Below are 23,802 nucleotides of genomic sequence, written 5' to 3'. Positions count from 1 at the left end.
AATTATTTAATGGCATTGATTTTGAAAAGGCAAATAATTAACCAAAATCACTTTAAACTAAATTTATGTACGGAATCCTCTTGATTTTATTACTTACCTTGCCCTTACTATTTCAAATTATATTGAGAAGAAAAGCAATTTCAGAAAGCATTAAACTAAATTTATCGGAAGTTTGCCTGATTAGTTTTTTTTCGCAAATTCTGTTTTATTATTTTGCTTTCAAATTACTCGATTACAAACTGAGAATTCAATCTAATGGTCAATTTCATTGCGGAATGCCTTTTATAGGACTTGTAATAGTAGAATTCTTTTTTATAGTTGTTTTAATTATCATAATGGCAGTTCAGTTCTTCATCAGAAAATCATATCGCAATACTGAAAACAAAAATAAGAGTTATGAGTGATTCTTTAATAAATACCTGTTACGAATGCTAAAGTGAATTCTTTAAAAATCAATCTTTAATGCAAAATCTTTGTCCAGAATGTCCTTCAATTTTGTATAGATCCCCAAAATGTCAACATAATTTCAAAAACAACAGTTGTGAAAAATGTTATTGATTACAAAACTAAATCGTATTATATTTGAATCAAATCTTCAATCAAAAAAAAGAAAAATAATTAACAATTAAATGAAACAAAAATGAAAAAATTATTTACTGTTTTAGCCATCGCTTTATTCACAATTGGATTACAAGCACAAGACACAAAACCAGCTCCTAAAAAAGAAAAAGCTAAAAAAGAATCTTGCTGCAAAAAAACAGCTGATAAAAAAGACAAAAAATGTTGCGCTAAAAAATAATCGCAATCTAATTTTTACCAAAAAGGCTTCGAATATTCGAAGCCTTTTTTTATATTTTTTTTCGCCACAGATTAAAAGAATTAAAAAGAATTTCTTTTAAACGATCTCTATTTAACTTTGACAAAGTTCTTCGTCATTTTGTTCCTAAGCAACTCCAAAGAAAAAATCTTTTTAATCTGTGGCAAAAAACTTTAAAACTATTTAATTCTTACACTCCACTCAAAATCCATTTCAGAAACCTGAACACCTTCTTCATTTGTTCCTATAGATTTCATCCAGAACGTCTGCCCTTCGCCTGTTTCTATTGTTCTTTTAATAGCTTCTGCAATTAAATGTCCGTCGTTGCAGACAAATGTAATTCGTCCTGTAGCCTTTTTTGTGAAGTTCCCTTTGTTGTTGGCAACCAGCATCGAAATTTTCTTTCCGCTTTCCTGGATTTGTGAAATTACCAATGCCCCGGTTGTTAGTTCAGCCGCCATGGCCTGAACTGCAAAATACATCGAATTAAAAGGGTTTTGATTGATCCAGCGGTGTTTTACCGTTACCGTACAACTATTTTCATCAATAGCTTTAACACGTACCCCGCAAAAGTAAGCCGATGGTAATTTGAACAACACAAATTTATTGAGTTTAGAAACTGAAACTGCCATTTGATATATTTTTTATGTAAAAATACAAAAAAACTATGCGTGCACAATAAATTCATTAATCTTTCATAAGACCTCAACAAAACAAGGCATTACGAATGATTTTCAATTGACTATAGCTCAAATTCAAAATTCAAAATTGTTAAAATTTTGTTAACATTTGGTACTATGCAAAACAAGATACTGTCTTTTAGATATATATTTGCATAAGAAATTACTATATACTTTTAATCATGGAAACATCAACACCACTCATCATGGAAAAAACACCAGAAAAGAACACAGCAGCATTTACTCATTTGAGTACATTAAGTCAGTACATCATTCCGTTTGGAAATTATATTTTTCCACTTATCATCTGGACAAATTACAAAGACAAATCTGAATTTGCAGATCACCACGGAAAACAGGCTTTGAACTTTCAGTTAAGCTTATTGCTTTACACTTTGATTTTAGCACTTATTGCAATTCCGATTTTTATTACGGTTTTCTTGCAGAATCTTCCAATCGAAGCCATTATTAATGACGACGATTTTGTAATCAGAAATTTTAATTTTCAAGGAAATATTGGTCTTTTGAGTGTTGGAATTACGGCAGTCGTTCTTTTTGGATTGTTAAAATTTGTTGAATTCTTTTTAGTGATTTATGCTTCGATAAAAGCTTCAAACGGAGAATTATACAAATATCCGCTAACGATTCCTTTTATAAAGTAACACTTCGACTCCGCTCAGTGTGACTAAGAAGGTTAAAAAGTTATAGATTCCCGAGAGCCCTAGCCCTGATAGAAGCGGCATCCTTTTGTGGCGGGGTTCGCCACAAAAGATAAAGCGGATAGCAGGAAACAGCTCCTAAAAATCAATCAATCATCATCAATCAATCATCATCAATCATCAATCAAAAAACGAATTGTTCAATCTAAAAAAAATGAAATGAAATTATGAACATTGAAAACACAAAAGCACAGATGCGCAAAGGTGTTCTTGAGTTTTGCATCTTATCAGTACTAAAAGAAAAAGACGCATATACATCTGAAATACTAGACACTTTAAAAAACGCAAAATTATTAGTTGTGGAGGGAACTGTTTACCCTCTTTTAACCAGACTAAAAAACGACGGTTTACTCAATTACAGATGGGAAGAATCGACATCGGGGCCCCCAAGAAAATACTATGGATTAACCGAGATAGGACAAACATTTTTAAACGAATTAAGCGGCACCTGGACAGAATTGTCTGACGCCGTAAAACTAATCACCAATCAAAATCAATAAGTCATGAACAAAACAGTAAATATTAACTTAGGCGGTATGTTTTTTCACATCGATGAAGATGCATATTTAAAATTGACACGCTATTTTGACGCTATAAAAAGATCCTTAAACAACTCATCCGGACAAGATGAAATTATTAAAGATATTGAAATGCGTGTTTCTGAACTTTTAACAGAAAAACAAAAAAGCGAAAAACATGTTGTGGGACTGAAAGACGTTGACGAAGTGATCGCAGTTATGGGACAGCCGGAAGATTACAGAATTGAAGACGAAGAAACTACTAATCAGTCTTTTAATTATGCAACCAAAAAACACAAAAAATTATACCGTGACAAAGAAAAAGGAATGATTGGCGGTGTAGCAACAGGTTTAGGACATTATTTTGGAGTAGACGCTGTATGGGTTAAAATCGTATTCTTAATATTTGTTTTTGCAGGTTTTGGAACCGGAATCTTAGCCTATTTTGTATTATGGATTGTAACTCCTGAGGCAGTAACAACCTCAGAAAAACTGGAAATGACAGGAGAACCGGTTACGATTTCAAACATCGAAAAAAAAGTTCGTGAAGAAATTGACACATTATCTGATAAATTTAAAAATGCAGATTATGACAAAATGGGAAACCACGTAAAGTCAGGAGCTGAAAGAATAAGTAGTTCCTTTGGAGACTTTGTTATGACGGTTTTTAAAATCTTCGCTAAGTTTTTAGGAGTCATTTTGATTATGTCCGGAATCACTGTCTTAATATTATTATTGATTGGAGTATTTACATTAGGAACAAATGTTTTTCTTGATTTCCCTTGGGACAACTTTATTGAAGCCGGAAACTTTACTGAATATCCTATCTGGTCATTTGGCTTGTTAATGTTCTTTGCGGTTGGAATTCCGTTTTTCTTTATGACACTTTTGGGTTTCAAATTGTTGTCTCCAAACACAAAAACAATCGGAAACATTGCCAAATATACTTTATTGGCAATTTGGATTATTGCAGTTGCCATTGCGATCAGTATTGGAATCAAACAGGCTACTGAAATTTCATACGACAACAAAGCGGTAGAGAAAAAAGCAATCAACATTACTCCTACCGATACATTATATGTAAAGTTTAGATACAATGATTATTATGCTAAAGACTTAGATCACCATAGAGAATTTGAGTTTGTTCAGGATTCTGCAAACAATGCTTTAATATACTCCAATGATGTTCGTTTGCATGTATTACATACTGATGAAACGGCTCCTTATTTGCAAATAGAAAAAAGCGCCAGAGGAAACTCATTTACAAGTGCTAAAAAAAGAGCAGAAAAAATCAATTACAACATTGAGATTAAAGGAAATTATTTAATTTTGGATAATTATTTTCTTACAGACGTTAAAAATAAATTCAGAGGACAGGAAGTCGATGTGTATTTGTATTTACCAGAAGGCCAATTATTTAAACCAGATGCTTCCATACAGGATTATGATGACTCAGAAGATGATTTTTTCAACCTACACTTTAGCGGTAATTATAACTATAAAGTAGAGGGTTCAAAAATTAAATGCCTTAATTGTCCTCTAGATGAAAATAGCTATGAAGATGTAGAAGTAGGATATGGCATTGAAAATGATACAGTAAGTGGAGTTTCGGTTAAAATAAACGAAAAAGAAGTTTTGAACGCCAAAAAAAGTACCGGACGATTAACCACAGATCAAAACGGAGTTATAATAAAAATTAACTAAACCATGATAAAAATAATCATTCATATTACGAAATTCATTATTGCAGCTATTACTGCATTATTGTTTGCCTCATGTAACTTTAATTTGAATACTATTGAAGGCAGCGGAAATGTTACTACCGAAAAAAGGATAATTCAGGGTGATTTTAAAAATGTATCTGTAAGCAATGCTATCGATGTGGTAATCATACAGGCTGTTTCAACAGAAATTACAGTTGAGGCCGATGACAATCTGCAAAAAGACATTATTACAAAAGTAGAAGACGGAACATTGTACATTAAATGTAAATACAGTTCGTTTGGAGATGTTACTAAAAGAGTTATTGTAAAAATGCCGGTTATCAACAAACTGGAAGCATCAAGTGCATCTACTATACAAACCGAAAAAGTAATTCTGGGAGAAAATATAGAGCTGGAAGCATTCAGTGCTTCTACAATAGATGCGAATATAGAATTTGATAATATTATTTGTGATTCAGGAAGCGGAAGTACTATAAACATACAAGGCAAAGCATTAAAAATAAAAGCATCAGCATCGAGCGGATCCAGTATTAATGCTGAAAAACTTCTGGCTAATGAAGTTCATGCAGAAGCTTCAAGCGGAGCCAGTGTTGATGTACATCCAATCGTAAATTTAAAAGCGGAAGCTTCAAGCGGTGGAAGCGTTAATTATGACTCATCACCTAAAACAATCGAAAAAACTGAAAATTCAGGTGGAAGCGTTAGCAAAGGATAACCATATTATGTGTTAAATATAAAAGAAATCATTCATCAAAAGTGGATGATTTTTTTATATTTGTCAAAATCAAAATCTAGAATTAATGAAAAAAAATACAGCCCTACTCTTATTGTTATTAGTTACAACATTCACTTTTGCCCAAAAGAGAGAGAAAATAAAAGGTTCTAAAATTGTTACCACATCCATAAAAGAAGTTGGTGATTTTGATGCCCTGGAAGTTGATGATAATATTGAAGTCTATTTGGAAAGAGGAGAAAAAAATGAAATAAAAATTGAAGCCGATGATAATTTACACGATATTATCGGAATGGATTTAAGAGAAAAAACACTCCGTTTATATACTTCAAAAGAATCTTCTATTTTTAAAAAACTTACTGTTCGCGTTACTTATACAAAGTCATTAACAAAGATCATTACTAAAAACGAAGCAATAATTTATGCTATTCAGGAACTTCAACTGGATGATATTTCATTTAATAGTTTTGATTATTCTAAATTATTTTTGAATGTAAATGCAAAGAAATTCAGTTTAACAGCTGATGATAAATCTAAAACCGAACTGAATCTAAAATCTGATGACGGGTCTTTACAGTTAAGCAAAAATTCGAGTATAAAATCTTTAGTATCTGCAATTAAATTCAAATGTGATTTATACCAAAAAGCAAATGCCGCAATTGAAGGTGTGGCTGAAAAAGGGAATATTCGCATAGATAATAATTCAGTTTTTACAGGAACAAAATTCAATATAAAAGAAGCTAATTTTACTGCTGAAAACAATGCAACAGGCAGTGTACTGGCCGAAATTTCGATATCTCTGGCTATAGGAGACAAAGCAGAAGTTTCACTTTTAGGAAAACCAAAAATTGAACTTACCCGTTTTAGTGAAGAAGCTAAATTAATCAAGAGGGTTAAATAAAAGTTTCAGGTTTCAGGTTTCAGGTTTCAGGTTTCAGGTTTCAGGTTTCAGGTTTCAGGTTTCAGGTTTCAGGTTTCAGGTTTCAGGTTTCAGGTTTCAGGTTTCAGGTTTCAGGTTTCAGGTTTCAGGTTTCAGTATAAAAAAAATCCATTCGCGTTCACGAATGGATTTTTTTATGGCTTTCAAAACTTGAAACTTTTAAACTTGAAACCTGAAACCTGAAACTTGAAACCAAATCTTTACTCTTTAGCAGCTAAATAACGTTCTGCATCTAAGGCAGCCATACATCCTGTACCTGCAGCCGTAATTGCCTGACGATATACATGATCTGCTGCATCTCCTGCTACAAAAACACCTTCAACATTTGTTTTAGATGTCCCGGGAGTATTTACAATATAACCTGTTTCATCAAGAGTGATGTAATCTTTAAAGATATCTGTATTGGGTTTATGACCAATGGCTACGAAGAAACCTGTTGCAGGAATTTCAATTTCTTCATTACTGGTTTTATTTAAAGCTTTGATAGCATGAACTACATTTCCGTCACCTAAAACTTCAACCGTATCATGATTCAATAAAATCTCAATGTTTTCAGTTTTACGAACACGCTCTTCCATGATTTTTGAAGCTCTGAATTTTTCGCTTCTTACCAGCATCGTAACTTTTTTACACAATTTTGACAGATAGTGTGCTTCTTCACAAGCAGAATCTCCTGCTCCAACAATTACAACTTCCTGATTACGGTAGAAAAAACCGTCGCAAACTGCACAGGCAGAAACTCCACCACCCATTTGCAGATAATGCTGTTCTGATGGTAAACCTAAATATTTAGCTGAAGCTCCTGTAGAAATAATTACCGTTTCACAGTGCAGTTCTATTTTGTCATTAATCCAAACTTTATGAATATCTCCCGAAAAATCAACTTTTGTAGCCCAGCCGTCACGGATGTCTGCTCCAAAACGCTTAGATTGTTCCTGTAACTGAATCATCATTTCAGGACCTGTAACACCATCAACATAACCCGGAAAATTTTCTACTTCATTTGTTGTTGTCAACTGACCACCCGGTTGCATTCCCTGATATAAAACCGGATTCATATTTGCTCTGGCTGCATAAATAGCAGCAGTATAACCCGCCGGACCAGAACCTATAATTAGGCATTTAATTTTTTCGATTGTATCTGACATAATATTTATAGTTTTTTAAACAGCACAAAAATAAGTTTTTATTATTGGAAAACTAAATAAGAATAATCAGTTTTTATTATCATAAAATAGATAACTAAAAAACTTTCTTTTACACAAGAATGTGTATTGATTTATGGGATAATTTTATCTCATCCGATTCTTAAAACCCAACAACAGCTTTAATCACAAATTAAAGATTCCTTTTTTTGAAATATTTTAAAAAAATAAATTCCCCATAAAAACTGACTATAGCCATAAACAGCATCTTCAATAGGAATGGTAAGCATCCGAATTCCTAAAAATTCATTAGGATTATAATTGACAATTGGTGAATCTAATCCTGTTCCTGTCAATATTCCATTTACAGGAAAAAAACCGAACATGAGTACAAAAAACAATAAGGAAGCCTGACTAATCCAGGAAGCCCGGACAAAAAAATGAAGATAAACTAAAGTAAAAACGGTGACAATAGCAGTAACAAAGGTGTAAACTTTGTCTGGATTCAATAACGCTACTAGACAACAAACAATAACACTTGCAAATACGATGATATTATTAAACCCATCCGTCCAGGTCAGATTAAAAAATTTATCGCAACAGAAGTAGGTAAACAAACACGAAAAAGGAATGCAAATAAAAAAAAGCCATTCTTCAATAGGCAAACCGGCAATCATAATTCCTACAGTATAATCAAAATTGAACCACCAAACGCCATGCTTCGTAAACCATACATCCCACAAAATAAAAGGAATACCTACCACAACTGCTGCTTTTAGAAAAGCTCCAAAATGTTTGTGAAAAGCCAGCCTTTTATCAAAAGAAGCAATAAAACAGACAATAACTGTAAAAAAAAGAATCAATAAATACGTGTATGGTTTCATTGTTTTTTCTTTTTAAAATACTGCTTCGGAACATATAAAAAACCAAAACACTCACCAAAATGTTTTCCCAAATGCTTATGATGCTGTTTATGAGCCCTCCGCAACGCTAAAAAATAAGTATTATTAGTATTTCGCAATACTTTTAATCGTTGATGAATAAAAATATCATGCACAAAAAAATAAGCCATTCCATATAAAGAGACCGCTAAACCAATATAAAAAACATAATTAAAATCTGCAAGTGAACCAAAATACATTAACGCAATAGCGGGCGTTGCAAAAATCACAAAGAAATAATCATTTTTCTCCAACAATCCTTCGCTGCTATGATCGTGGTGATCTTTATGTAAAACCCATAAAAAACCGTGCATAATGTACTTATGAATACACCACGTTGCCCCTTCCATACAAATAAAAACAATTATGATAATTAAAAAATTCAACATTCAATTTACTTTTGATTAAACTTCTTTTCTAAAAATTGAAAACGATAATTAAAAATTTCATTTAGTTTATTTTTGACTAGTAAAACATGAGCAAAAGTTCCTAAAAAACCAAATGGTAATTCATAATCTACAGTGTCTTTCATCAATACTCCATCAGCATTTGGAATAAACTCATGATAATGGTTCCAAAGTTTATAAGGTCCTTTTTCCTGAAAATCAGTAAAACTTTTTTCAAAATTAACCTTTAGAATACGGGTCTTCCATTTTATAGGAATTCCTAATAAAGGGGAAACGGTATAATCAATTTCCATTCCTTCATAAATATTTCCGTCTGTATTTTTGGTAAGCACGACAAACCCCATGTTTTTTGGTGTAATTTTTGAAAGATTGTCAGGATTGGAAAAAAACTGCCAAGCGGTTGCTACATCACAACGAAGCTGCTGTTCTCTGTATAATTGGTATTTCATTTTATGTATTTAAAACCGTGTCTAACAATTTCATTAAAGGTAAAGAATTAATCTGTCCCTTATGCTTCTTCAGGAATTCCTCATCATCCTTTATATTTTTATTATATCCCAAAAAAGCAGGACATTTTTTTTGTACAGATAATCTAATCAATCGGATTTCGATATTATTACTATCTAATGCTACAGCCTGCGCAATAGTTGCTTTTCCTTTATTGAAAGTCCTTAATTTCGAAAATGGATTCACAACATGATTCGCCCGTATAGTCTGTAACGCACCCAAATAAACCAAATGAACATTTGTCGACAGCTCTTTCTCCAACTCATTTATCATTTCCAGACATAATTTTTTATCAGAAGCGGCTTGTACATAATGATTTCTAATATAATCTAAATCCACTGGCATACCAAAACTTTTGATAGTAAAAATGAAGAAAACAAAGTATAAGATAATCCCTTTCATTCTAAAACAGCAATTTTATAACGTACATAACTACGCATCATTAGGTTGATTTTTTGAGCGTTAGGAATACGAATTCGTTCTTGTAAAATATTTTCCGCAGCGGTATTTTTTATTTTACGGAATAACGAAAGATAATAACGATATGCTAAATAAACTCCAAATTTTGAAGTTGGAGGCAGCATTTTTATTCCTAATAAAGCTTCTTTAAATTCAATTTCAATTTCTTTTTCAATCATTTTTTTTACACGGTTATCAAAAACATTCATATCAATATTAGGAAAATACGTTCTTCCCAAAACCTTATAATCTTCGTTTAAATCCCGTAGAAAATTAACCTTCTGAAAAGCAGATCCCAACTTCATGGCAAATGGTTTCAGCTCTTGGTATTTTTCTTTATCACCATTTGTAAAAACCTGAAGACACATCAAACCTACTACTTCGGCCGAGCCATAAATATATTCTTTATATAAATCCGAATTGTAATCTACTTTTTCCAAGTCCATTTCCATACTATGCAAAAATTGATCAATTAAGATTTTATCAATCTGATATTTACAAACAGTATCCTGAAATGATTGTAAAATAGGATTGAGCGATATTCCCTCTTTCAAAGCAACATCTGTTTCATTTTTTAACCTATATAATAATGTTTTCTTATCAAAATCATGAAAACTATCTACTATTTCATCCGCTAACCTTACAAATCCATATATCGCATAAATTGCTGGCCGAATAGACGGCTTCAAAGCTAAAATCCCTAAAGAAAAGCTAGTACTATACTTTACAGTAGTCTTTTTACTTACCTCGTAAGACAAATCATCAAATAGTTTTTTCATTGGTATAGCATTTATAGTTAATCACCTCTTTGGCTACAATTTTTCCTGATATAATGGAGGGAGGTACTCCTGGCCCAGGAACTGTTAACTGTCCCGTATAAAATAAATTTTTGTTTTTTTTGTTTTTGATTTTAGGCTTCAAAACTGCTGTTTGCGAAAGCGTATTGGCCAGTCCGTAGGCATTTCCTCCATAGGCATTATAATCTTTAATAAAATCAGATACACAATAGCTTTTTTGAAACACTATTTTTGACTGCAGATTCTGAACCCCTGTATGTTTTTCAATGCGTTTAATCATTACTTTAAGATATTCCTCTCTTTTTGATTCCTCATCGTCAATTCCGATAGCCAAAGGCATTAACAAAAAAAGGTTTTCCCCTTCTGGTGGCGCCACATTTGGATCTGTTTTAGAAGGACAACAAGTATAAAATAATGGTTTTTCAGGCCATTTTTTATTACCATAAATGGCATCAATGTGTTCATCCAAATCATTCTCAAAAAACAAAGTATGATGTTTAAGATTAGGAATCTTTTCATTTAAACCTAAATAATAAATCAAACAGGAAGGTGCAAAAGTTCTGCTTTTCCAATAGGATTCAGAATAATTACGCTGTTCTTCTTTCAGGAGCGTTTCAGTATGATGATAGTCTGACGAAGCCACCACTGCATCAAATTGATATTTTTTTCCATTAATACATAACGAACTCACTTTCCCTTTTTCAGTATTTATTTTTTCTACTGAATGATTAAAATGAAAAACAACTCCCTGTGATTCTGCTATTTTTTGCATAGCTAAAACCAACTGATAAAAACCTCCCATCGGGTACCAGGTCCCCATTTTATAGCCGCCATAATTCATAAGGCTATACAAAGCTGGAATGTTTTTTGGTGAAGCACCCAAAAAAATAACAGGAAACTCCATTAAAATTCTTAATTTGGGATGTTTAAAATAGTTAGATACATACGTTCTGAAATTAGTCAGCAGATCCAATTTCAATGCACTTGAAGCAATTTTAGGCGACACGAATTCCATCCAGTTATGACAGGGCTTTTGAACAAAATCTTGCATTCCCACCTCATATTTATATTGAGCAGCATTCATAAAAAGATCTAATTTTTTACCAGCACCTTTTTCAAGACTTTCAAACAACACTTTCATTTCCTGAAAAGATTCCGGAACAGCCATCTTCATATCCGAAAAAATCATTTCGAACTGAGGATTTAGCCCCACTAACTCAAAAAAATCAGAAGTTTTACAATCAAAATCTCCAAAAAAACCTTCTATGATATCCGGCATCCAATACCAGCTAGGCCCCATATCGAAAACAAAACCATTATTAGTAGCAAATTGCCTGGCTCTACCCCCTGACTGATTGTGTTTCTCAAAAACATGAACTTCATTTCCTGCTTTGGCAAGATAAGCGGCAGCCGAAAGCCCCGAAATTCCCGCACCTATAACAGCTATAGTTTTTTTTGTTTCTGATTTTTGCATAATTTAATTAAAATATATAATTCTCCTACAAAGTGCGATTTACAATATATACGCCTACAATTATTTTTTTACTTCAAATAATTTTAATAGAAATTAAATCACCTGTAAATAAGCATTATAAGCAACTTCTAAAAACTTTGATGGATCTGAATTTTTATCATATAATGGCTTATGAAAGTGATCTAATTTTTGCAATAAGTAAATCAACTGCATCTTTTCATTTTTGTCCAAATCTCCTGTAACCACATTAGTAGCCTTTCTAATTTTGCCCATTTGTCGCTCCAAAACCATCAAACCTTTATCTACAATTGTAATTACTTTACTTCTTTTATCTATTTTAGAATCATCTTGTTTTACCCAGCCATTGTATATCAATCGATCTATAATTTTCATCCCTGTGGGTTTGTCCTGAATATTCTTTTTGATTAATTCCATTTTAGACATTGATCCAAAAGCCTTAAGATTAATTAAATAAATAAAATCTTCCTGAGTCGAAAAATCAGAACCAAAAATAGCCGCCTTAGAATAGGATTTTGCATACCTGTTCATGTGAACAATCAAAGTATTTATGACGCTTTCAGGACTCCTTCCAAAGTCTTTACCTTCCCATTCTGGTTCACTTTTTAATAAATCATTTTTTGCACATCGATTTATCCACTGTACAAAACCCTCCAAATCGTTAGTATATAATTGATTCATAAGATTTTCTCCCTCAAAATCCTGAACTAAGTCAACCACATCTTTCAGTAACTTATAATTCATAATAAAAATGTATTATTTTAATTTTTGGAAACCTTAGTACAAGATTCTTTTCATTACAAAATTTTCAAATACAATAATAGTGTAAAAATACACTAAAAATATATTTAAATGATATTTATTCCACAAATAAAGTATAAAAAGAAACCTTTGTGAATTTTCTAAAATTATTTTACAAAATCACTTTGAAAAGCAGAAATAAACCTTATATTTGCATCCGCTTACGGGGTGTAGCGTAGCCCGGTTATCGCGCCTGCTTTGGGAGCAGGAGGCCGCAGGTTCGAATCCTGCCACCCCGACAAAAGTCTTTTCAAAAAATGAAAGGACTTTTTTTTTGTTCTAGACTTAACTGAACTGCTGCTATCGCTTTCCAATTGAAATCGGAAGACCTCTGGTTCACACGAAAAAGTTTCAGGACTACACCCGACAAAATCTTTTCACGCACTTGAAATTTTTTTTTATTTAAAATAGCATTTCAATTTTTACAGAAAATTTTCCAAACATCGTCAAAGTCTTATCAAAATCTATATTAAACAGCATAATCTTCATTAATAATTACCTATTCAAAGCGAAATCAATTCTTTCCAACACCCACCAAATAAAGGTTAGAGAGCGTTTCATAAATGTTAACAAAATAGATTTTCAAAAACCATAAATAATTGTATTTTTACGGTTCAAAATTCAGAAAATAAATGGGCAAAATCATTGCTATTGCTAATCAAAAAGGAGGCGTTGGAAAGACTACTACATCAGTAAATCTTGCTGCCTCATTAGGTGTTTTAGAGAAAAAAGTATTATTAATCGACGCTGATCCTCAGGCTAATGCAACATCCGGCCTTGGAATTGACGTAGAATCTGTAGAATTAGGAACTTACCAAATTCTTGAACATACTGCAACTCCAAAGGAAGCCATTTTAAAATGTACTGCTCCAAACGTTGACGTGATACCTGCTCACATTGACCTTGTGGCTATCGAAATTGAACTGGTTGACAAAGAAAACCGTGAGTATATGCTTAAAAAAGCATTAGAAGAGGCAAAAGAAGAATATGATTTTATCATTATCGACTGCGCACCATCTCTGGGCTTGTTGACCTTAAATGCTTTAACGGCTGCAGATTCTGTAGTTATTCCAATTCAATGCGAATATTTTGCACTTGAGGGATTAGGAAAACTATTGAACACTATCAAAAGTATTCAAAAAATCCACAATCCTGATTTAGACATTGAAGGGTTATTACTAACCATGTACGATTCAAGGCTACGTTTATCAAATCAGGTTGTCGAAGAGGTTCAAAAACACTTTAACGATATGGTTTTTGAAACCGTTATTCAGCGAAATGTAAAATTAAGCGAAGCTCCAAGTTTTGGCGAAAGCATCATTAATTATGACGCAACCAGCAAAGGAGCTGTGAATTACATTAATTTAGCTCAGGAAATTATAAAGAAAAACAGCAAATAGTTTTTATGACAAAAGCAATTAAAAAACAAGCCTTAGGAAGAGGATTATCAGCATTATTAAAAGATCCGGAAAACGATATTACATCAGTTGAAGACAAAAATGCTGACAAGGTTGTTGGAAACATTATTGAGCTTGAAATAAGTGCTATCGAAATAAATCCATTTCAGCCCAGAAGTAATTTCAATGAGGAATCTTTACGTGAGTTAGCCACTTCTATCAAAGAACTTGGTGTAATTCAACCTATTACTGTTCGAAAATTAGACTTCAACAAATACCAGTTAATTTCAGGAGAGCGTCGTTTACGTGCTTCTACTTTGGTTGGTTTAACACATGTGCCGGCCTACATCCGTATTGCTAATGATAACGAATCATTGGTAATGGCTTTGGTTGAAAACATTCAGCGTCATGACTTAGACCCTATTGAGATTGCCCTTTCCTACCAGCGTTTGATGGATGAAATTCAGTTAACTCAGGAACAAATGAGCGAACGTGTTGGAAAAAAACGCTCTACTATTGCCAATTATTTGCGTCTTTTAAAATTAGACCCGATTATTCAAACCGGTATCCGTGATGGTTTTATCAGCATGGGACACGGCAGAGCCATAATCAATATTGAAGATTTAGACATTCAGACTGATATTTACCAAAAAATAGTAAGCCAAAACTTATCTGTTCGTGAAACAGAAACTTTGGTAAAAAACTATCATGAAAGTCTAAAACCAAAAGCTGAAGGAAAAGCAAAAGCTGATTCTTCATTTGTAGTTAAAGAAACGCAAAAGAATACTTTTAATGATTATTTTGGTGCAAAAGTTGATGTAAAAGTGGCGGGTAACGGAAAAGGGAAAATCACAATTCCGTTTAACTCAGAAGCCGACTTTAACAGAATTATAAAATTAATAAACGGATAGTGAATAAAATTGTCCCCATAAGTCTATTGTTCTTACTCTTAGGAACCGTCTCTCTTTTTGCCCAGGTAAAAGAAGAAACGGTTTTGGTCGCTAAAGACACTACTAAGTTGCAAGAAATAGATCCGCTTACACCAGCAAAAGCAGCCTTTTATTCGGCAATTTTACCCGGTTTAGGACAGGCATACAATAAAAGATACTGGAAAATTCCTTTAGTTTACGGTGCAATTGGCACCAGCTTGTATTTCTATATTGACAATAACAAAAAATACCATCAATATCGTGACGAATACAAACGAAGACTCGAAGGCTACAGCCCTGAATCCGGAGATTTCGATTTCCTGAGTGATGACAGACTTATTGCCGGCCAAAAATTTTATCAGCGTAATCGTGATTTGTCTGCTTTATTCGTCGTTGGATTCTATGTTTTAAACATTATTGATGCCAATGTTGATGCCGCTTTAATTCAGTTTAATGTCAATGAAAGATTATCGCTTCGTCCGGAAATTTACCCTTCGGATGTAACTTTTAAACCAAATGTTGGACTAACTTTTAATTACAACTTTTAAATAGCTTTTTACTTCTATTTAAATTAAAAATACAAAAAAATGAAAATTGCACTTTTAGGATACGGAAAAATGGGCCAGGTAATCGAAAGAATTGCTTTGGAAAGAGGTCATGAAATTGTCTTAAAAAAAGATGAATTCAATACTTATGACGGACTTTCAACAGCCGATGTTGCGATAGACTTCAGTGTTCCTACAGCAGCCGTAGCCAATATTTCAAGCTGTTTTCACGCCAATGTTCCCGTAGTTTCAGGAACAACAGGATGGTTGGAGCACTATGCCGAAATGGAAGCACTTTGCAACGAAAAACAAGGTGGTTTTATTTCGAGTTCAAACTTTAGCTTAGGTGTAAATATATTCTTTGAACTGAATGAATATTTAGCCAAAATCATGGCTCAGTTTGATTCATATAAAGTATCAATGGAAGAAATTCACCATACTCAAAAATTAGATGCACCAAGCGGAACCGCAATTTCTTTAGCAAAAGGAGTAATTGAAAATAGTGCTTACGCAAAATGGACAATGGACACCCCAAAGCCTAAAGAAATTTATATAGAAGCCAAAAGAATTGGTGATGTTCCGGGCACCCATACGGTAACTTATGATTCAACCGTTGACAGTATCGAATTAAAACACACTGCACATAATCGTGAAGGTTTTGCTTTAGGAGCCGTTATTGCCGCAGAATGGTTAGCCGGTAAAAAAGGAATCTACACAATGAAAGACGTTTTAAACCTGGAATCTTAAAAATCAAAAAAATAATATTCTGAAATTTCAGCACTAAAATATAATACTATGACACTTTATCTTTGGTTTGTTTTTTTCTTAGCCGTACAAATAATCCATTTTTTAGGAACCTGGAAATTATATCAGGCGGCAGGACGAAAATCCTGGGAAGCAGCAATTCCGGTTTACAATTCGATTGTTTTAATGAAAATGATCAGCCGCCCAACGTGGTGGACGATACTACTTTTCATTCCGATTATCAACCTGATTATGTTTCCTGTTGTCTGGGTTGAAACCTTGAGAACGTTTGGAAAAAAATCAACTTTAGATACCGTTTTAGGAATTTTCACTTTAGGTTTTTATGTTTATTATGTAAACTATACTCAAAAATTAGAGTACAATGCCGAAAGAAAATTAACACCGGAAAACAGAACAGCCGACACCGTAAGCTCGTTACTATTTGCCGTAATTGTGGCAACATTGGTACATACCTATATCATACAGCCATTTACGATTCCAACTTCATCTCTAGAAAAATCATTATTAATTGGTGATTTTCTTTTTGTAAGCAAAGTAAACTACGGCCCTCGTGTTCCTATGACTACTGTTGCATTACCAATGGTTCATGATTCTATCCCTTTAACAAAAAAGAAATCTTACTTAAGCTGGCCTCAATTACCTTATTTTAGGCTTCCTGCTTTAGAAAAGATCAAAAATAATGATATTGTTGTTTTTAACTGGCCGGTTGATACCGTACATTACTTTTTTGAACCAAAAGGAAGACCGGGAGTTATAAAACCAATCGATAAAAAATCGAATTATGTAAAACGTTGCGTAGGTATCCCTGGAAATTTATTAAGCATAAAAAACGGAATTGTTTTTATCAACAATAAAGAGCTTATTTTGCCTGAAAGAGCAAAACCGCAATACGAACACACTATTTACGCTGCAAAAGGTGTATCAAATGAACTTTTAAAAGCCGCAGGCTCTACTGAATTTTCAAGAACATACATCATAAAACCAAATAGCGATATGCAGCTTGAAGCGGTAAGGCCTTATATCACATATGCCAACCATAATCCTGATAATTCATACACCATCCAAACTGGTTTTAACGGGATCCCTTCAGATGTTATAACAAAAACAGGATTATATGCTCAGGAACAATATTTAGCTCAGACAAACGCTAATTTAACACTAAAAGCCGCTGCTGAATTAAGAAAAAATTCAACAATAGATTCAATCGTCAGATACATCGACAAAGAAAAAGGAGATCCTTTAATTTTTCCGCACGATGAAAAATGGACAATGGATGAATTTGGACCAATATTGATTCCTAAAGCTGGAGAAACCGTACAACTAAACAGCAACAACATAGCTTTATACAAAAGAATAATAAAGGTATATGAAGGAAACAAATTAGAAATCACCGGCAATGAAATTAAAATCAACGACCAGATAACTAATACTTATACCTTCAAACAAGATTATTACTGGATGATGGGAGACAATCGTCATCATTCAGAAGATAGCCGCTACTGGGGATTTGTTCCGGGAGACCATATTGTAGGTAAACCGGTTTTTATCTGGATGAGCTGGGACACCAACGGAAAAGGAATCAATAAAATCCGTTGGGACAGGGTTTTCACAACCGTTGATGGCGAAGGCCAGCCCCAATCGTATTTTAAATATTTCCTAATTGTTCTCGCCCTTTATTTTGTTGGCGAATTCTTTTGGAAAAAAAGAAAAGAAAACAAAGCATAAATAAAATAAGTTATTTTTGTTTCAGGTTTCAAGTTTCAAGTTCTTTGCGAACCTGAAACTTGAAACCTGAAACTTTTAACCTAAAATTAAAGAAATGAACTCCTTATTACTTCCTACCTATTTTCCGTCAATTAGCCATTTTGCAGTTATGGTTCAATCTGAAAATATCACTTTTGAAATGGAAGATAATTTTCAGAAACAGACTAACAGAAACCGCACATACATCTACAGTCCAAACGGAATCCAACTTTTAAATATTCCTGTAAAACACTCTAAAACGGCACATCAAAAAACAAAAGACGTTTTGATTGAAAATGAATTTGACTGGCAGAAACAACATTTTAAATCACTGGAAGCCGCTTACAGAAGCTCTCCTTTCTTTGAGTTTTTTGAAGATGATATTCTACCTCTATTTGAAAAAAAACACACCTATTTAATGGATTTAAATATGGAAGTGCTTGATATTGTTACCAAGTGTTTACGCATGAAATTAGAGTTTGGTAAAACAACTGAATATTTTCATGAAGCAGAAAACAGCTCTGATTTCAGATTTTTGGCAAACGGAAAAAAAGACACTAATTCATTCGAAAAATACCCTCAGGTTTTTGATGACAAACATGGCTTTATTAATAACCTAAGCGTTTTGGATTTGCTTTTCAACGAAGGAAAATTTGCAATGGATTATTTAAAAACTCAGAAGTTAGAATTAAGATAAAAGATTTTCTTTTTCAGAATTGGAATTTGGACCCGAGCGTTCAATATCATTAAGCTAAAGGACATATCGTCAGTTCGAGGTTTAATTTTTTTTTACAAAAAAGCAATATAAGATGACGTTTGTTTTGTCAGGCTGAGCGGAGTCGAAGCCCTAGTTAAACAAAAACGTCATAGGCAGTGTTTTGTTAAAAAATGCGATAGCTTTTTTTAAAACAAAATGTATCGAGAACCTTAGTATTAAAAAAGCTTCTCGATACAATTTTTAATCATAAAGCTATTGCATTATGATTAAAAATCACTCGAAGTGACGACTGAAAATTTCTTAACTTAATAACATTGACCGAGTGTTAGCGAACAGGCGAAGCAATTTAAAAATTGAAATTTATTTTTTATTCCATCGAAAGCCTTGTCATTATTGGATAATGGTCTGAGTTTTCAAAATCAGAAAAGCTTTCAAACTGCTTGACTTTCATTTTAGGATCAGTAAAAATATAATCAATTCTTGCCGGATAGTAGCGAAATTTATAGGTAGCACCAAAACCTTCTCCCGCTTCTTCAAAAGTATCCTTAAGCTTTCCTTTTATGTTTCGATAAACATACGAAAACGGACTATTATTCATATCTCCACAAATAATAATCGGATTTTTAGATTGTTTGATATGCTCTTTAAAAATCTCCGCCTGTTCCTGCTGCTGCCTAAATCCTTTACTGATTCTGCTATAAATCTGCTGTGATTTTCGTTGGTTTACATTATCAATATCATTAGAAATCTTATCAACGTCTGGTGATATTTTAATAGACTGCAAATGCATATTGTAAACCCTGATTACGTCTTTACCACGTTTTATATCCGCATAGACAACATTATTATCCGAATTAGGAAAAACAATATTTCCTTCATTTATAATAGGGAATTTTGAAAAAATAGCCTGTCCGGTTTTGATTTTCTTTCCATCAATAAAAATATAACGATGCGGATATACTTTTAAATCAAGATGGGCCGAATTTGAATATTCCTGAATACACAAAATATCAGGATCTTTTTCATCGATAAAAGCTTTTATATTTGATGGAATATCATCACGATCCAACCATTTAAAAACATTGAAAAGACGTACATTATAACTCATTACTGAGAAATCTTTTTCGCCTTTAATATATTCTTTACCGGAGAATTTATAAAATTTATTAATAAACGTAATTCCGGTTAACAACACTAAACCAGACAAAATAAGGCGTTTTTTAAACTGAATTGCCCAATACACAAAGAAGAATCCATTCATTACAAAAAAAGCCGGCATGAACAGTGTGAGCACCGATAAAAGCGGAAAACTTTTAGGAGCCAAAAAAGGCAAAACATAGACACTAAATGTTAGAACAGTTAGTACTATATTTAAAAAGAACATTATTTTATTAAACCACGAAAGGTTTTTCATGTTATTTTGCTAAAAGGATTATTTTCCAGCTTTAAATAGAAACTCTTTTTCTTCTTTTGTCAGGCAATCATAACCGGACTGGCTGATCTTGTCTAGAATTTCATCAATTTGCTGTTGCGTTTTGTCTTTCGTAACAATTCTTGACGTCACTTTTTCTGTAGGCTTTTGATAGTTTTTATGAACTTTTTTAAATGGGGTCGTTGGGGATTTTCTGAATAGATTGACAAAAAAATCTATTATTCTGGAAACAACAATACTTAAATCTGTTCCGTTTTGAAGCAGCTTTATAAATACAAACCCGAAAAAGGCTCCGGCTAAATGCGAGATATGCCCTCCGGTATTGTCCAAACGTAACTGCATCAGATCTAAAATCAGGATTACGCCGGTAATATGCCATAATTTTACATTTCCAATCAACAACAAACGAACATTCATTAATGGCTGATACGTTGTTGCTGCAACCAAAATTGCCATAATAGCACCGGAAGCCCCAACAATAGGAGCTGAAATATTGAGAAAATAAAAACTTAAACTAAAAATTAATCCTGCAAAAACAGCACCTAAAATATATAATCCCAAATATTGTTTTTGAGTAAAAAAGGTCAAAAACAACTGGCTGGCAAAATTCAGCACCATCATATTAAACAACAGATGCAAAAATGTAGAATGAAAAAATGCATACGTTAAAAATGTCCAGGGCTTAAACATAAAAACCTGCGGATCAGAAGACAATTCCAACCAATTGGGATAATCAAACCCACCTCCTGAATATTGATAAAAAAACACTAATGAAATCAAGAAACAAGCAATATTCCAATAAATTAAACGTAGCGAAATACCGCCTATTTTATATTGTAATTTCAAATCGTCCAGAATATTCATAAAAGCTTCTTTTTGGTTTTTATTATTAATTATTTAAAGTTAAAAATTAATTCCAACGATTACCATTAAACTGATTTTTTTTCCAATATAACATCATTAAAAAACCTGCAACTGCACCACCGACATGTGCAAAATGCGCAATTCCGGTACCTCCGCTGCCAAAAAGAGAACTTCCCCTTAAACCTAAGAACAAATCGACAAATAAAAGCCCCGGAACAAAATATTTTGCTTTAATAGGAATTGGAATAAACATCAGTGCCAACTCAGCATTAGGAAACATAAATGCAAAAGCAGTAAGCAAACCATAAACAGCACCAGACGCACCTAAAACGGCACCTCCATAAGCATGTATGAAATTATCAAACTGAGAAGCTGTTAATAATTCCTTCCATTTAACAGCTATATTGCCATCATTTAAAATTTGTAAAATATTTGCTTTTGGATATCCATTTTCAATCAGAATATTCAAACTCTCTTGATAATAATAGTAGTTTACAGCAAAATTAAGTAAAGCAGCACCTAAACCACATGAAATATAAAAGAATAAGAATTTTTTACCTCCCCAAAAATGTTCGAGCATAGAGCCAAAAGAATATAATGCGAACATATTAAATGCAATATGTAAAAGATTTGCATGCATAAACATGTGTGTTATTGGCTGCCAAACATTGAAATTTGGATTTTCCGGGAAAAACATTACCAGATAGTCATAAGATACTGGTACCAACTGAGAACCAATAAAAAAGATAATATTAATTATAAGCAGTTGTTTTACAACAGGAGTTATATTCATCATAAGGCAAACTTTTTATCTATATCTTCCACACGCATGGTAATGAAAGTAGGTTTTTGAAAAGGTGAAATATTTGGATCTTTACAGGCAAATAATCCGTTTACTAAATTATCCTGTTCTTTTTCGGTTAAATAAGATCCGGTTTTAACCGCTAAACTTTTGGCCATTGATTTGGCTATTGTATCATTCTGACTGTAACTGCTGGCCGGAATTCCGTCCTGCAAATCGCTTAACAGCTGATCGATTACTATAGAAACTTCACTTTCGGTAATATTTACCGGAATTCCTGAAATTACAATATGATCTTTTTTTGCCTCTTCAAATACAAACCCGGTTGTTTCCAGCGAAGGCTTTAATTCTTCTATCAATTCCATTTCTCCTGACGAGTAAAACAAATCCAACGGAAAAAGCAATTGCTGACTTGAAGCCTGATTCACCGTCATATTAAGTAAAAACTGCTCATATAAAATACGCTGATGGGCGCGCTGCTGATCCACAATAACCATTCCTGATTTTATTGGCGAAACAATATATTTTTTATGTATTTGATAGGTTTTCTGACTGGCCTGCTCTACTTCATCATCATTAAACAAAGAAGATGTCACTTCTTCGTTTTCGAATGTAAATGGCGAACTTTCAACACTTTCTACATTATCTAAATCCAATCCAACATATAAACTTTCCCAGCTTGCTGTTGGTTCTACTCTTTTAGAATATCCGGAATACGAATTTGATCCTGAACTAAAACCTGATCCCGATCCTGATCCCGAACCGGATTTTGAATAATGCTGATTGGTTTTATCATCTGTAAACGGATTAAAACTTCCATCTACCTGAATCGTTGGTGTTTCGGCTTCTACATCTTTATAATGATAAGGTGTATCTAAATTAGAATCTCTATCAAAATCTAAAACCGGAGCAACATTAAACTGCCCTAAACTGTGTTTTATCGAAGCTCTTAAAATAGCATATAAAGCGGATTCATCATCAAACTTGATTTCGGTTTTTGTTGGATGAATATTAATATCTATTGTATTTGGCGGAACCTGTAAATAAAGAAAATAACTTGGCTGTGAACCATCTTTTAAAAGTCCGTCGTAAGCAGCCATTACTGCATGATGCAAATAACCACTTTTTATAAAACGATCATTTACAAAGAAAAACTGCTCTCCTCTGCTCTTTTTTGCAAATTCTGGCTTACATACAAAACCCTGAACATTTATAATTTCGGTATCTTCATTAACCGGAACTAATTTCTCATTGGTTTTACCGGACATTATCCCCACTATACGCTGACGATAACCTGCAGCAGGCAAATTGTACATTTCGCTTCCGTTATGATAAAAAGTAAAATGAATATTGGGATGTGCCAAAGCAACACGCTGAAATTCATCCATAACATGACGAAATTCAACTGTATCAGATTTCAGGAAATTACGACGTGCGGGAATATTAAAAAATAAATTTTTAACCGCAAATGAAGTTCCTTTTGGCAAAACCGCCACTTCCTGCGAAACAAACTTACTTCCTTCAATAACAATATGTGTTCCCAGTTCATCCTGATCTTGCTTCGTTTTCATTTCCATGTGGGCAATCGCAGCAATAGACGCTAATGCTTCTCCACGAAACCCTTTAGTTGCAAGAGAAAACAAATCTTCGGCCTGACGAATTTTTGAAGTCGCATGACGTTCAAAACACAAACGGGCGTCAGTAACACTCATTCCCTTACCATTATCAATCACCTGAACCAATGATTTTCCAGCGTCTTTAATAATCAATTTAATATCTGTTGCATTTGCATCAACAGCATTTTCCAGCAATTCTTTCACGACTGAAGCTGGTCTTTGAACCACCTCTCCCGCAGCAATTTGATTGGCAACATGATCAGGAAGCAATTGAATTATACTCGACATTGAAAAATTTAAGATTGTAGATT

General features: G+C 33.2%; 25 protein-coding genes and 1 tRNA gene. 13 read left to right on the top strand and 13 right to left on the bottom strand.

From position 1 onward, the window contains the following. Window positions 1-640 precede the first annotated feature (640 nt). Complete coding sequence (locus FLV_RS04440; RefSeq protein ID WP_243231094.1) at window positions 641-799, top strand: hypothetical protein; 159 nt, start codon at window positions 641-643, stop codon at window positions 797-799. Between the two features lie 197 nt (window positions 800-996). Here the strand turns inward: FLV_RS04440 and FLV_RS04435 are convergent, their stop codons facing one another. After that, window positions 997-1,449 (bottom strand): DUF4442 domain-containing protein, encoded by a 453-nt coding sequence (locus FLV_RS04435; protein ID WP_243231091.1) that lies wholly within the window; start codon window positions 1,447-1,449, stop codon window positions 997-999. A 254-nt stretch (window positions 1,450-1,703) separates the two neighbouring features. Between FLV_RS04435 and FLV_RS04430 the strand changes: the two genes are divergently transcribed. The 5 genes from FLV_RS04430 (at window position 1,704) to FLV_RS04410 (ending at window position 6,092) form a co-directional block, all read left to right on the top strand. After that, window positions 1,704-2,159 (top strand): DUF4870 domain-containing protein, encoded by a 456-nt coding sequence (locus FLV_RS04430; RefSeq protein ID WP_243231087.1) that lies wholly within the window; start codon window positions 1,704-1,706, stop codon window positions 2,157-2,159. A gap of 224 nt (window positions 2,160-2,383) precedes the next feature. Next, entirely contained in the window at window positions 2,384-2,716 is a 333-nt protein-coding gene (locus FLV_RS04425) for a PadR family transcriptional regulator (RefSeq protein ID WP_017498072.1), read from the top strand. Between the two features lie 3 nt (window positions 2,717-2,719). Beyond that, window positions 2,720-4,438 carry a PspC domain-containing protein gene (locus FLV_RS04420; protein ID WP_243231085.1) on the top strand — a complete coding sequence of 573 codons (1,719 nt, stop codon included), beginning with the start codon at window positions 2,720-2,722 and terminating at the stop codon, window positions 4,436-4,438. A gap of 3 nt (window positions 4,439-4,441) precedes the next feature. Beyond that, window positions 4,442-5,173, top strand: coding sequence for a head GIN domain-containing protein (locus FLV_RS04415; protein WP_243231083.1), 732 nt, complete (start codon window positions 4,442-4,444; stop codon window positions 5,171-5,173). Between the two features lie 85 nt (window positions 5,174-5,258). Continuing rightward, complete coding sequence (locus FLV_RS04410) at window positions 5,259-6,092, top strand: GIN domain-containing protein (RefSeq protein ID WP_243231081.1); 834 nt, start codon at window positions 5,259-5,261, stop codon at window positions 6,090-6,092. A 239-nt stretch (window positions 6,093-6,331) separates the two neighbouring features. Here the strand turns inward: FLV_RS04410 and trxB are convergent, their stop codons facing one another. The 8 genes from trxB to FLV_RS04370 form a co-directional block, all read right to left on the bottom strand. Beyond that, on the bottom strand, window positions 6,332-7,279 hold the full coding sequence (trxB, locus tag FLV_RS04405) for a thioredoxin-disulfide reductase (protein ID WP_243231079.1): 948 nt from the start codon (window positions 7,277-7,279) through the stop codon (window positions 6,332-6,334). Between the two features lie 179 nt (window positions 7,280-7,458). Continuing rightward, complete coding sequence (locus FLV_RS04400; RefSeq protein ID WP_243231077.1) at window positions 7,459-8,160, bottom strand: lycopene cyclase domain-containing protein; 702 nt, start codon at window positions 8,158-8,160, stop codon at window positions 7,459-7,461. Next, window positions 8,157-8,606 carry a sterol desaturase family protein gene (locus FLV_RS04395; RefSeq protein ID WP_243231073.1) on the bottom strand — a complete coding sequence of 150 codons (450 nt, stop codon included), beginning with the start codon at window positions 8,604-8,606 and terminating at the stop codon, window positions 8,157-8,159. The genes FLV_RS04400 and FLV_RS04395 overlap by 4 nt, the downstream gene beginning before the upstream one ends. A gap of 5 nt (window positions 8,607-8,611) precedes the next feature. Further along, on the bottom strand, window positions 8,612-9,073 hold the full coding sequence (locus tag FLV_RS04390) for an SRPBCC family protein (protein ID WP_243231066.1): 462 nt from the start codon (window positions 9,071-9,073) through the stop codon (window positions 8,612-8,614). Window position 9,074: 1 nt separating this feature from the next. Continuing rightward, window positions 9,075-9,476 carry a hypothetical protein gene (locus FLV_RS04385; RefSeq protein ID WP_243231065.1) on the bottom strand — a complete coding sequence of 134 codons (402 nt, stop codon included), beginning with the start codon at window positions 9,474-9,476 and terminating at the stop codon, window positions 9,075-9,077. Window positions 9,477-9,529: 53 nt separating this feature from the next. Next, entirely contained in the window at window positions 9,530-10,369 is an 840-nt protein-coding gene (locus tag FLV_RS04380; RefSeq protein WP_243231064.1) for a phytoene/squalene synthase family protein, read from the bottom strand. Next, window positions 10,353-11,861 carry a phytoene desaturase family protein gene (locus tag FLV_RS04375; protein ID WP_243231063.1) on the bottom strand — a complete coding sequence of 503 codons (1,509 nt, stop codon included), beginning with the start codon at window positions 11,859-11,861 and terminating at the stop codon, window positions 10,353-10,355. Before FLV_RS04375 ends, FLV_RS04380 begins: the two co-directional genes overlap by 17 nt. 93 nt (window positions 11,862-11,954) lie before the next feature. Continuing rightward, window positions 11,955-12,623, bottom strand: coding sequence for a MarR family winged helix-turn-helix transcriptional regulator (locus FLV_RS04370; protein ID WP_243231062.1), 669 nt, complete (start codon window positions 12,621-12,623; stop codon window positions 11,955-11,957). A gap of 221 nt (window positions 12,624-12,844) precedes the next feature. On the opposite strand from FLV_RS04370, the gene FLV_RS04365 reads away from it, so the two are divergent. The 7 genes from FLV_RS04365 (at window position 12,845) to FLV_RS04335 (ending at window position 18,756) form a co-directional block, all read left to right on the top strand. Continuing rightward, window positions 12,845-12,919, top strand: a tRNA-Pro gene (locus FLV_RS04365). Window positions 12,920-13,312: 393 nt separating this feature from the next. Continuing rightward, a complete protein-coding gene (locus tag FLV_RS04360) occupies window positions 13,313-14,080 on the top strand; it encodes a ParA family protein (protein ID WP_110347876.1) in 768 nt (255 codons plus the stop codon). A gap of 5 nt (window positions 14,081-14,085) precedes the next feature. Further along, the gene (locus tag FLV_RS04355; RefSeq protein WP_243231061.1) at window positions 14,086-14,988 is read left to right on the top strand and encodes a ParB/RepB/Spo0J family partition protein; all 903 of its coding nucleotides are present in this window, start codon (window positions 14,086-14,088) and stop codon (window positions 14,986-14,988) included. Continuing rightward, entirely contained in the window at window positions 14,988-15,554 is a 567-nt protein-coding gene (locus tag FLV_RS04350) for a DUF5683 domain-containing protein (protein ID WP_243231060.1), read from the top strand. Before FLV_RS04355 ends, FLV_RS04350 begins: the two co-directional genes overlap by 1 nt. Before the next feature lie 39 nt (window positions 15,555-15,593). Then, the gene (gene dapB, locus FLV_RS04345; RefSeq protein ID WP_243231058.1) at window positions 15,594-16,298 is read left to right on the top strand and encodes a 4-hydroxy-tetrahydrodipicolinate reductase; all 705 of its coding nucleotides are present in this window, start codon (window positions 15,594-15,596) and stop codon (window positions 16,296-16,298) included. A gap of 48 nt (window positions 16,299-16,346) precedes the next feature. Beyond that, window positions 16,347-18,041: a signal peptidase I gene (gene lepB, locus FLV_RS04340; protein WP_243231055.1), complete on the top strand. Its 1,695-nt coding sequence runs from the start codon at window positions 16,347-16,349 to the stop codon at window positions 18,039-18,041. Window positions 18,042-18,135: 94 nt separating this feature from the next. Beyond that, the gene (locus FLV_RS04335) at window positions 18,136-18,756 is read left to right on the top strand and encodes a WbqC family protein (RefSeq protein WP_243231053.1); all 621 of its coding nucleotides are present in this window, start codon (window positions 18,136-18,138) and stop codon (window positions 18,754-18,756) included. 388 nt (window positions 18,757-19,144) lie between these two features. Here the strand turns inward: FLV_RS04335 and FLV_RS04330 are convergent, their stop codons facing one another. From FLV_RS04330 to mutL, 4 genes are read right to left on the bottom strand one after another with little or no spacing between them, the layout of a single operon-like run. Continuing rightward, the gene (locus FLV_RS04330; protein ID WP_243231051.1) at window positions 19,145-20,191 is read right to left on the bottom strand and encodes an endonuclease/exonuclease/phosphatase family protein; all 1,047 of its coding nucleotides are present in this window, start codon (window positions 20,189-20,191) and stop codon (window positions 19,145-19,147) included. An 18-nt stretch (window positions 20,192-20,209) separates the two neighbouring features. Beyond that, the gene (locus FLV_RS04325; protein ID WP_243231049.1) at window positions 20,210-21,073 is read right to left on the bottom strand and encodes a rhomboid family intramembrane serine protease; all 864 of its coding nucleotides are present in this window, start codon (window positions 21,071-21,073) and stop codon (window positions 20,210-20,212) included. A 46-nt stretch (window positions 21,074-21,119) separates the two neighbouring features. Continuing rightward, window positions 21,120-21,869 (bottom strand): rhomboid family intramembrane serine protease, encoded by a 750-nt coding sequence (locus FLV_RS04320; protein ID WP_243231047.1) that lies wholly within the window; start codon window positions 21,867-21,869, stop codon window positions 21,120-21,122. Then, complete coding sequence (gene mutL / locus FLV_RS04315) at window positions 21,866-23,779, bottom strand: DNA mismatch repair endonuclease MutL (protein ID WP_243231045.1); 1,914 nt, start codon at window positions 23,777-23,779, stop codon at window positions 21,866-21,868. The genes FLV_RS04320 and mutL overlap by 4 nt, the downstream gene beginning before the upstream one ends. Window positions 23,780-23,802: the final 23 nt, after the last annotated feature.

Origin of the sequence: Flavobacterium pectinovorum, from assembly GCF_022802975.1 — a bacterium.
Lineage (GTDB): Bacteria > Bacteroidota > Bacteroidia > Flavobacteriales > Flavobacteriaceae > Flavobacterium > Flavobacterium pectinovorum_B.
The sequence above is the reverse complement of the archived record's forward strand: the minus strand, read 5'-3'. Positions and strand labels throughout refer to the sequence as shown.

Excerpts from the sequence above, each read along its gene's own strand:
- FLV_RS04355 (WP_243231061.1), top strand. The coding sequence starts at position 14,086 with ATGACAAAAGCAATTAAAAAACAAGCCTTAGGAAGAGGATTATCAGCA.
- FLV_RS04435 (WP_243231091.1), bottom strand. The coding sequence starts at position 1,449 with ATGGCAGTTTCAGTTTCTAAACTCAATAAATTTGTGTTGTTCAAATTA.
- FLV_RS04360 (WP_110347876.1), top strand. The coding sequence starts at position 13,313 with ATGGGCAAAATCATTGCTATTGCTAATCAAAAAGGAGGCGTTGGAAAG.
- dapB (WP_243231058.1), top strand. The coding sequence starts at position 15,594 with ATGAAAATTGCACTTTTAGGATACGGAAAAATGGGCCAGGTAATCGAA.
- FLV_RS04320 (WP_243231047.1), bottom strand. The coding sequence starts at position 21,869 with ATGATGAATATAACTCCTGTTGTAAAACAACTGCTTATAATTAATATT.
- FLV_RS04380 (WP_243231064.1), bottom strand. The coding sequence starts at position 10,369 with ATGAAAAAACTATTTGATGATTTGTCTTACGAGGTAAGTAAAAAGACT.
- FLV_RS04400 (WP_243231077.1), bottom strand. The coding sequence starts at position 8,160 with ATGAAACCATACACGTATTTATTGATTCTTTTTTTTACAGTTATTGTC.
- FLV_RS04410 (WP_243231081.1), top strand. The coding sequence starts at position 5,259 with ATGAAAAAAAATACAGCCCTACTCTTATTGTTATTAGTTACAACATTC.
- FLV_RS04430 (WP_243231087.1), top strand. The coding sequence starts at position 1,704 with ATGGAAAAAACACCAGAAAAGAACACAGCAGCATTTACTCATTTGAGT.
- FLV_RS04335 (WP_243231053.1), top strand. The coding sequence starts at position 18,136 with ATGAACTCCTTATTACTTCCTACCTATTTTCCGTCAATTAGCCATTTT.
- FLV_RS04420 (WP_243231085.1), top strand. The coding sequence starts at position 2,720 with ATGAACAAAACAGTAAATATTAACTTAGGCGGTATGTTTTTTCACATC.
- FLV_RS04370 (WP_243231062.1), bottom strand. The coding sequence starts at position 12,623 with ATGAATTATAAGTTACTGAAAGATGTGGTTGACTTAGTTCAGGATTTT.
- FLV_RS04440 (WP_243231094.1), top strand. The coding sequence starts at position 641 with ATGAAAAAATTATTTACTGTTTTAGCCATCGCTTTATTCACAATTGGA.
- FLV_RS04425 (WP_017498072.1), top strand. The coding sequence starts at position 2,384 with ATGAACATTGAAAACACAAAAGCACAGATGCGCAAAGGTGTTCTTGAG.
- FLV_RS04385 (WP_243231065.1), bottom strand. The coding sequence starts at position 9,476 with ATGCCAGTGGATTTAGATTATATTAGAAATCATTATGTACAAGCCGCT.
- mutL (WP_243231045.1), bottom strand. The coding sequence starts at position 23,779 with ATGTCGAGTATAATTCAATTGCTTCCTGATCATGTTGCCAATCAAATT.
- FLV_RS04415 (WP_243231083.1), top strand. The coding sequence starts at position 4,442 with ATGATAAAAATAATCATTCATATTACGAAATTCATTATTGCAGCTATT.
- trxB (WP_243231079.1), bottom strand. The coding sequence starts at position 7,279 with ATGTCAGATACAATCGAAAAAATTAAATGCCTAATTATAGGTTCTGGT.
- FLV_RS04395 (WP_243231073.1), bottom strand. The coding sequence starts at position 8,606 with ATGTTGAATTTTTTAATTATCATAATTGTTTTTATTTGTATGGAAGGG.
- FLV_RS04375 (WP_243231063.1), bottom strand. The coding sequence starts at position 11,861 with ATGCAAAAATCAGAAACAAAAAAAACTATAGCTGTTATAGGTGCGGGA.
- lepB (WP_243231055.1), top strand. The coding sequence starts at position 16,347 with ATGACACTTTATCTTTGGTTTGTTTTTTTCTTAGCCGTACAAATAATC.
- FLV_RS04390 (WP_243231066.1), bottom strand. The coding sequence starts at position 9,073 with ATGAAATACCAATTATACAGAGAACAGCAGCTTCGTTGTGATGTAGCA.
- FLV_RS04330 (WP_243231051.1), bottom strand. The coding sequence starts at position 20,191 with ATGAAAAACCTTTCGTGGTTTAATAAAATAATGTTCTTTTTAAATATA.
- FLV_RS04325 (WP_243231049.1), bottom strand. The coding sequence starts at position 21,073 with ATGAATATTCTGGACGATTTGAAATTACAATATAAAATAGGCGGTATT.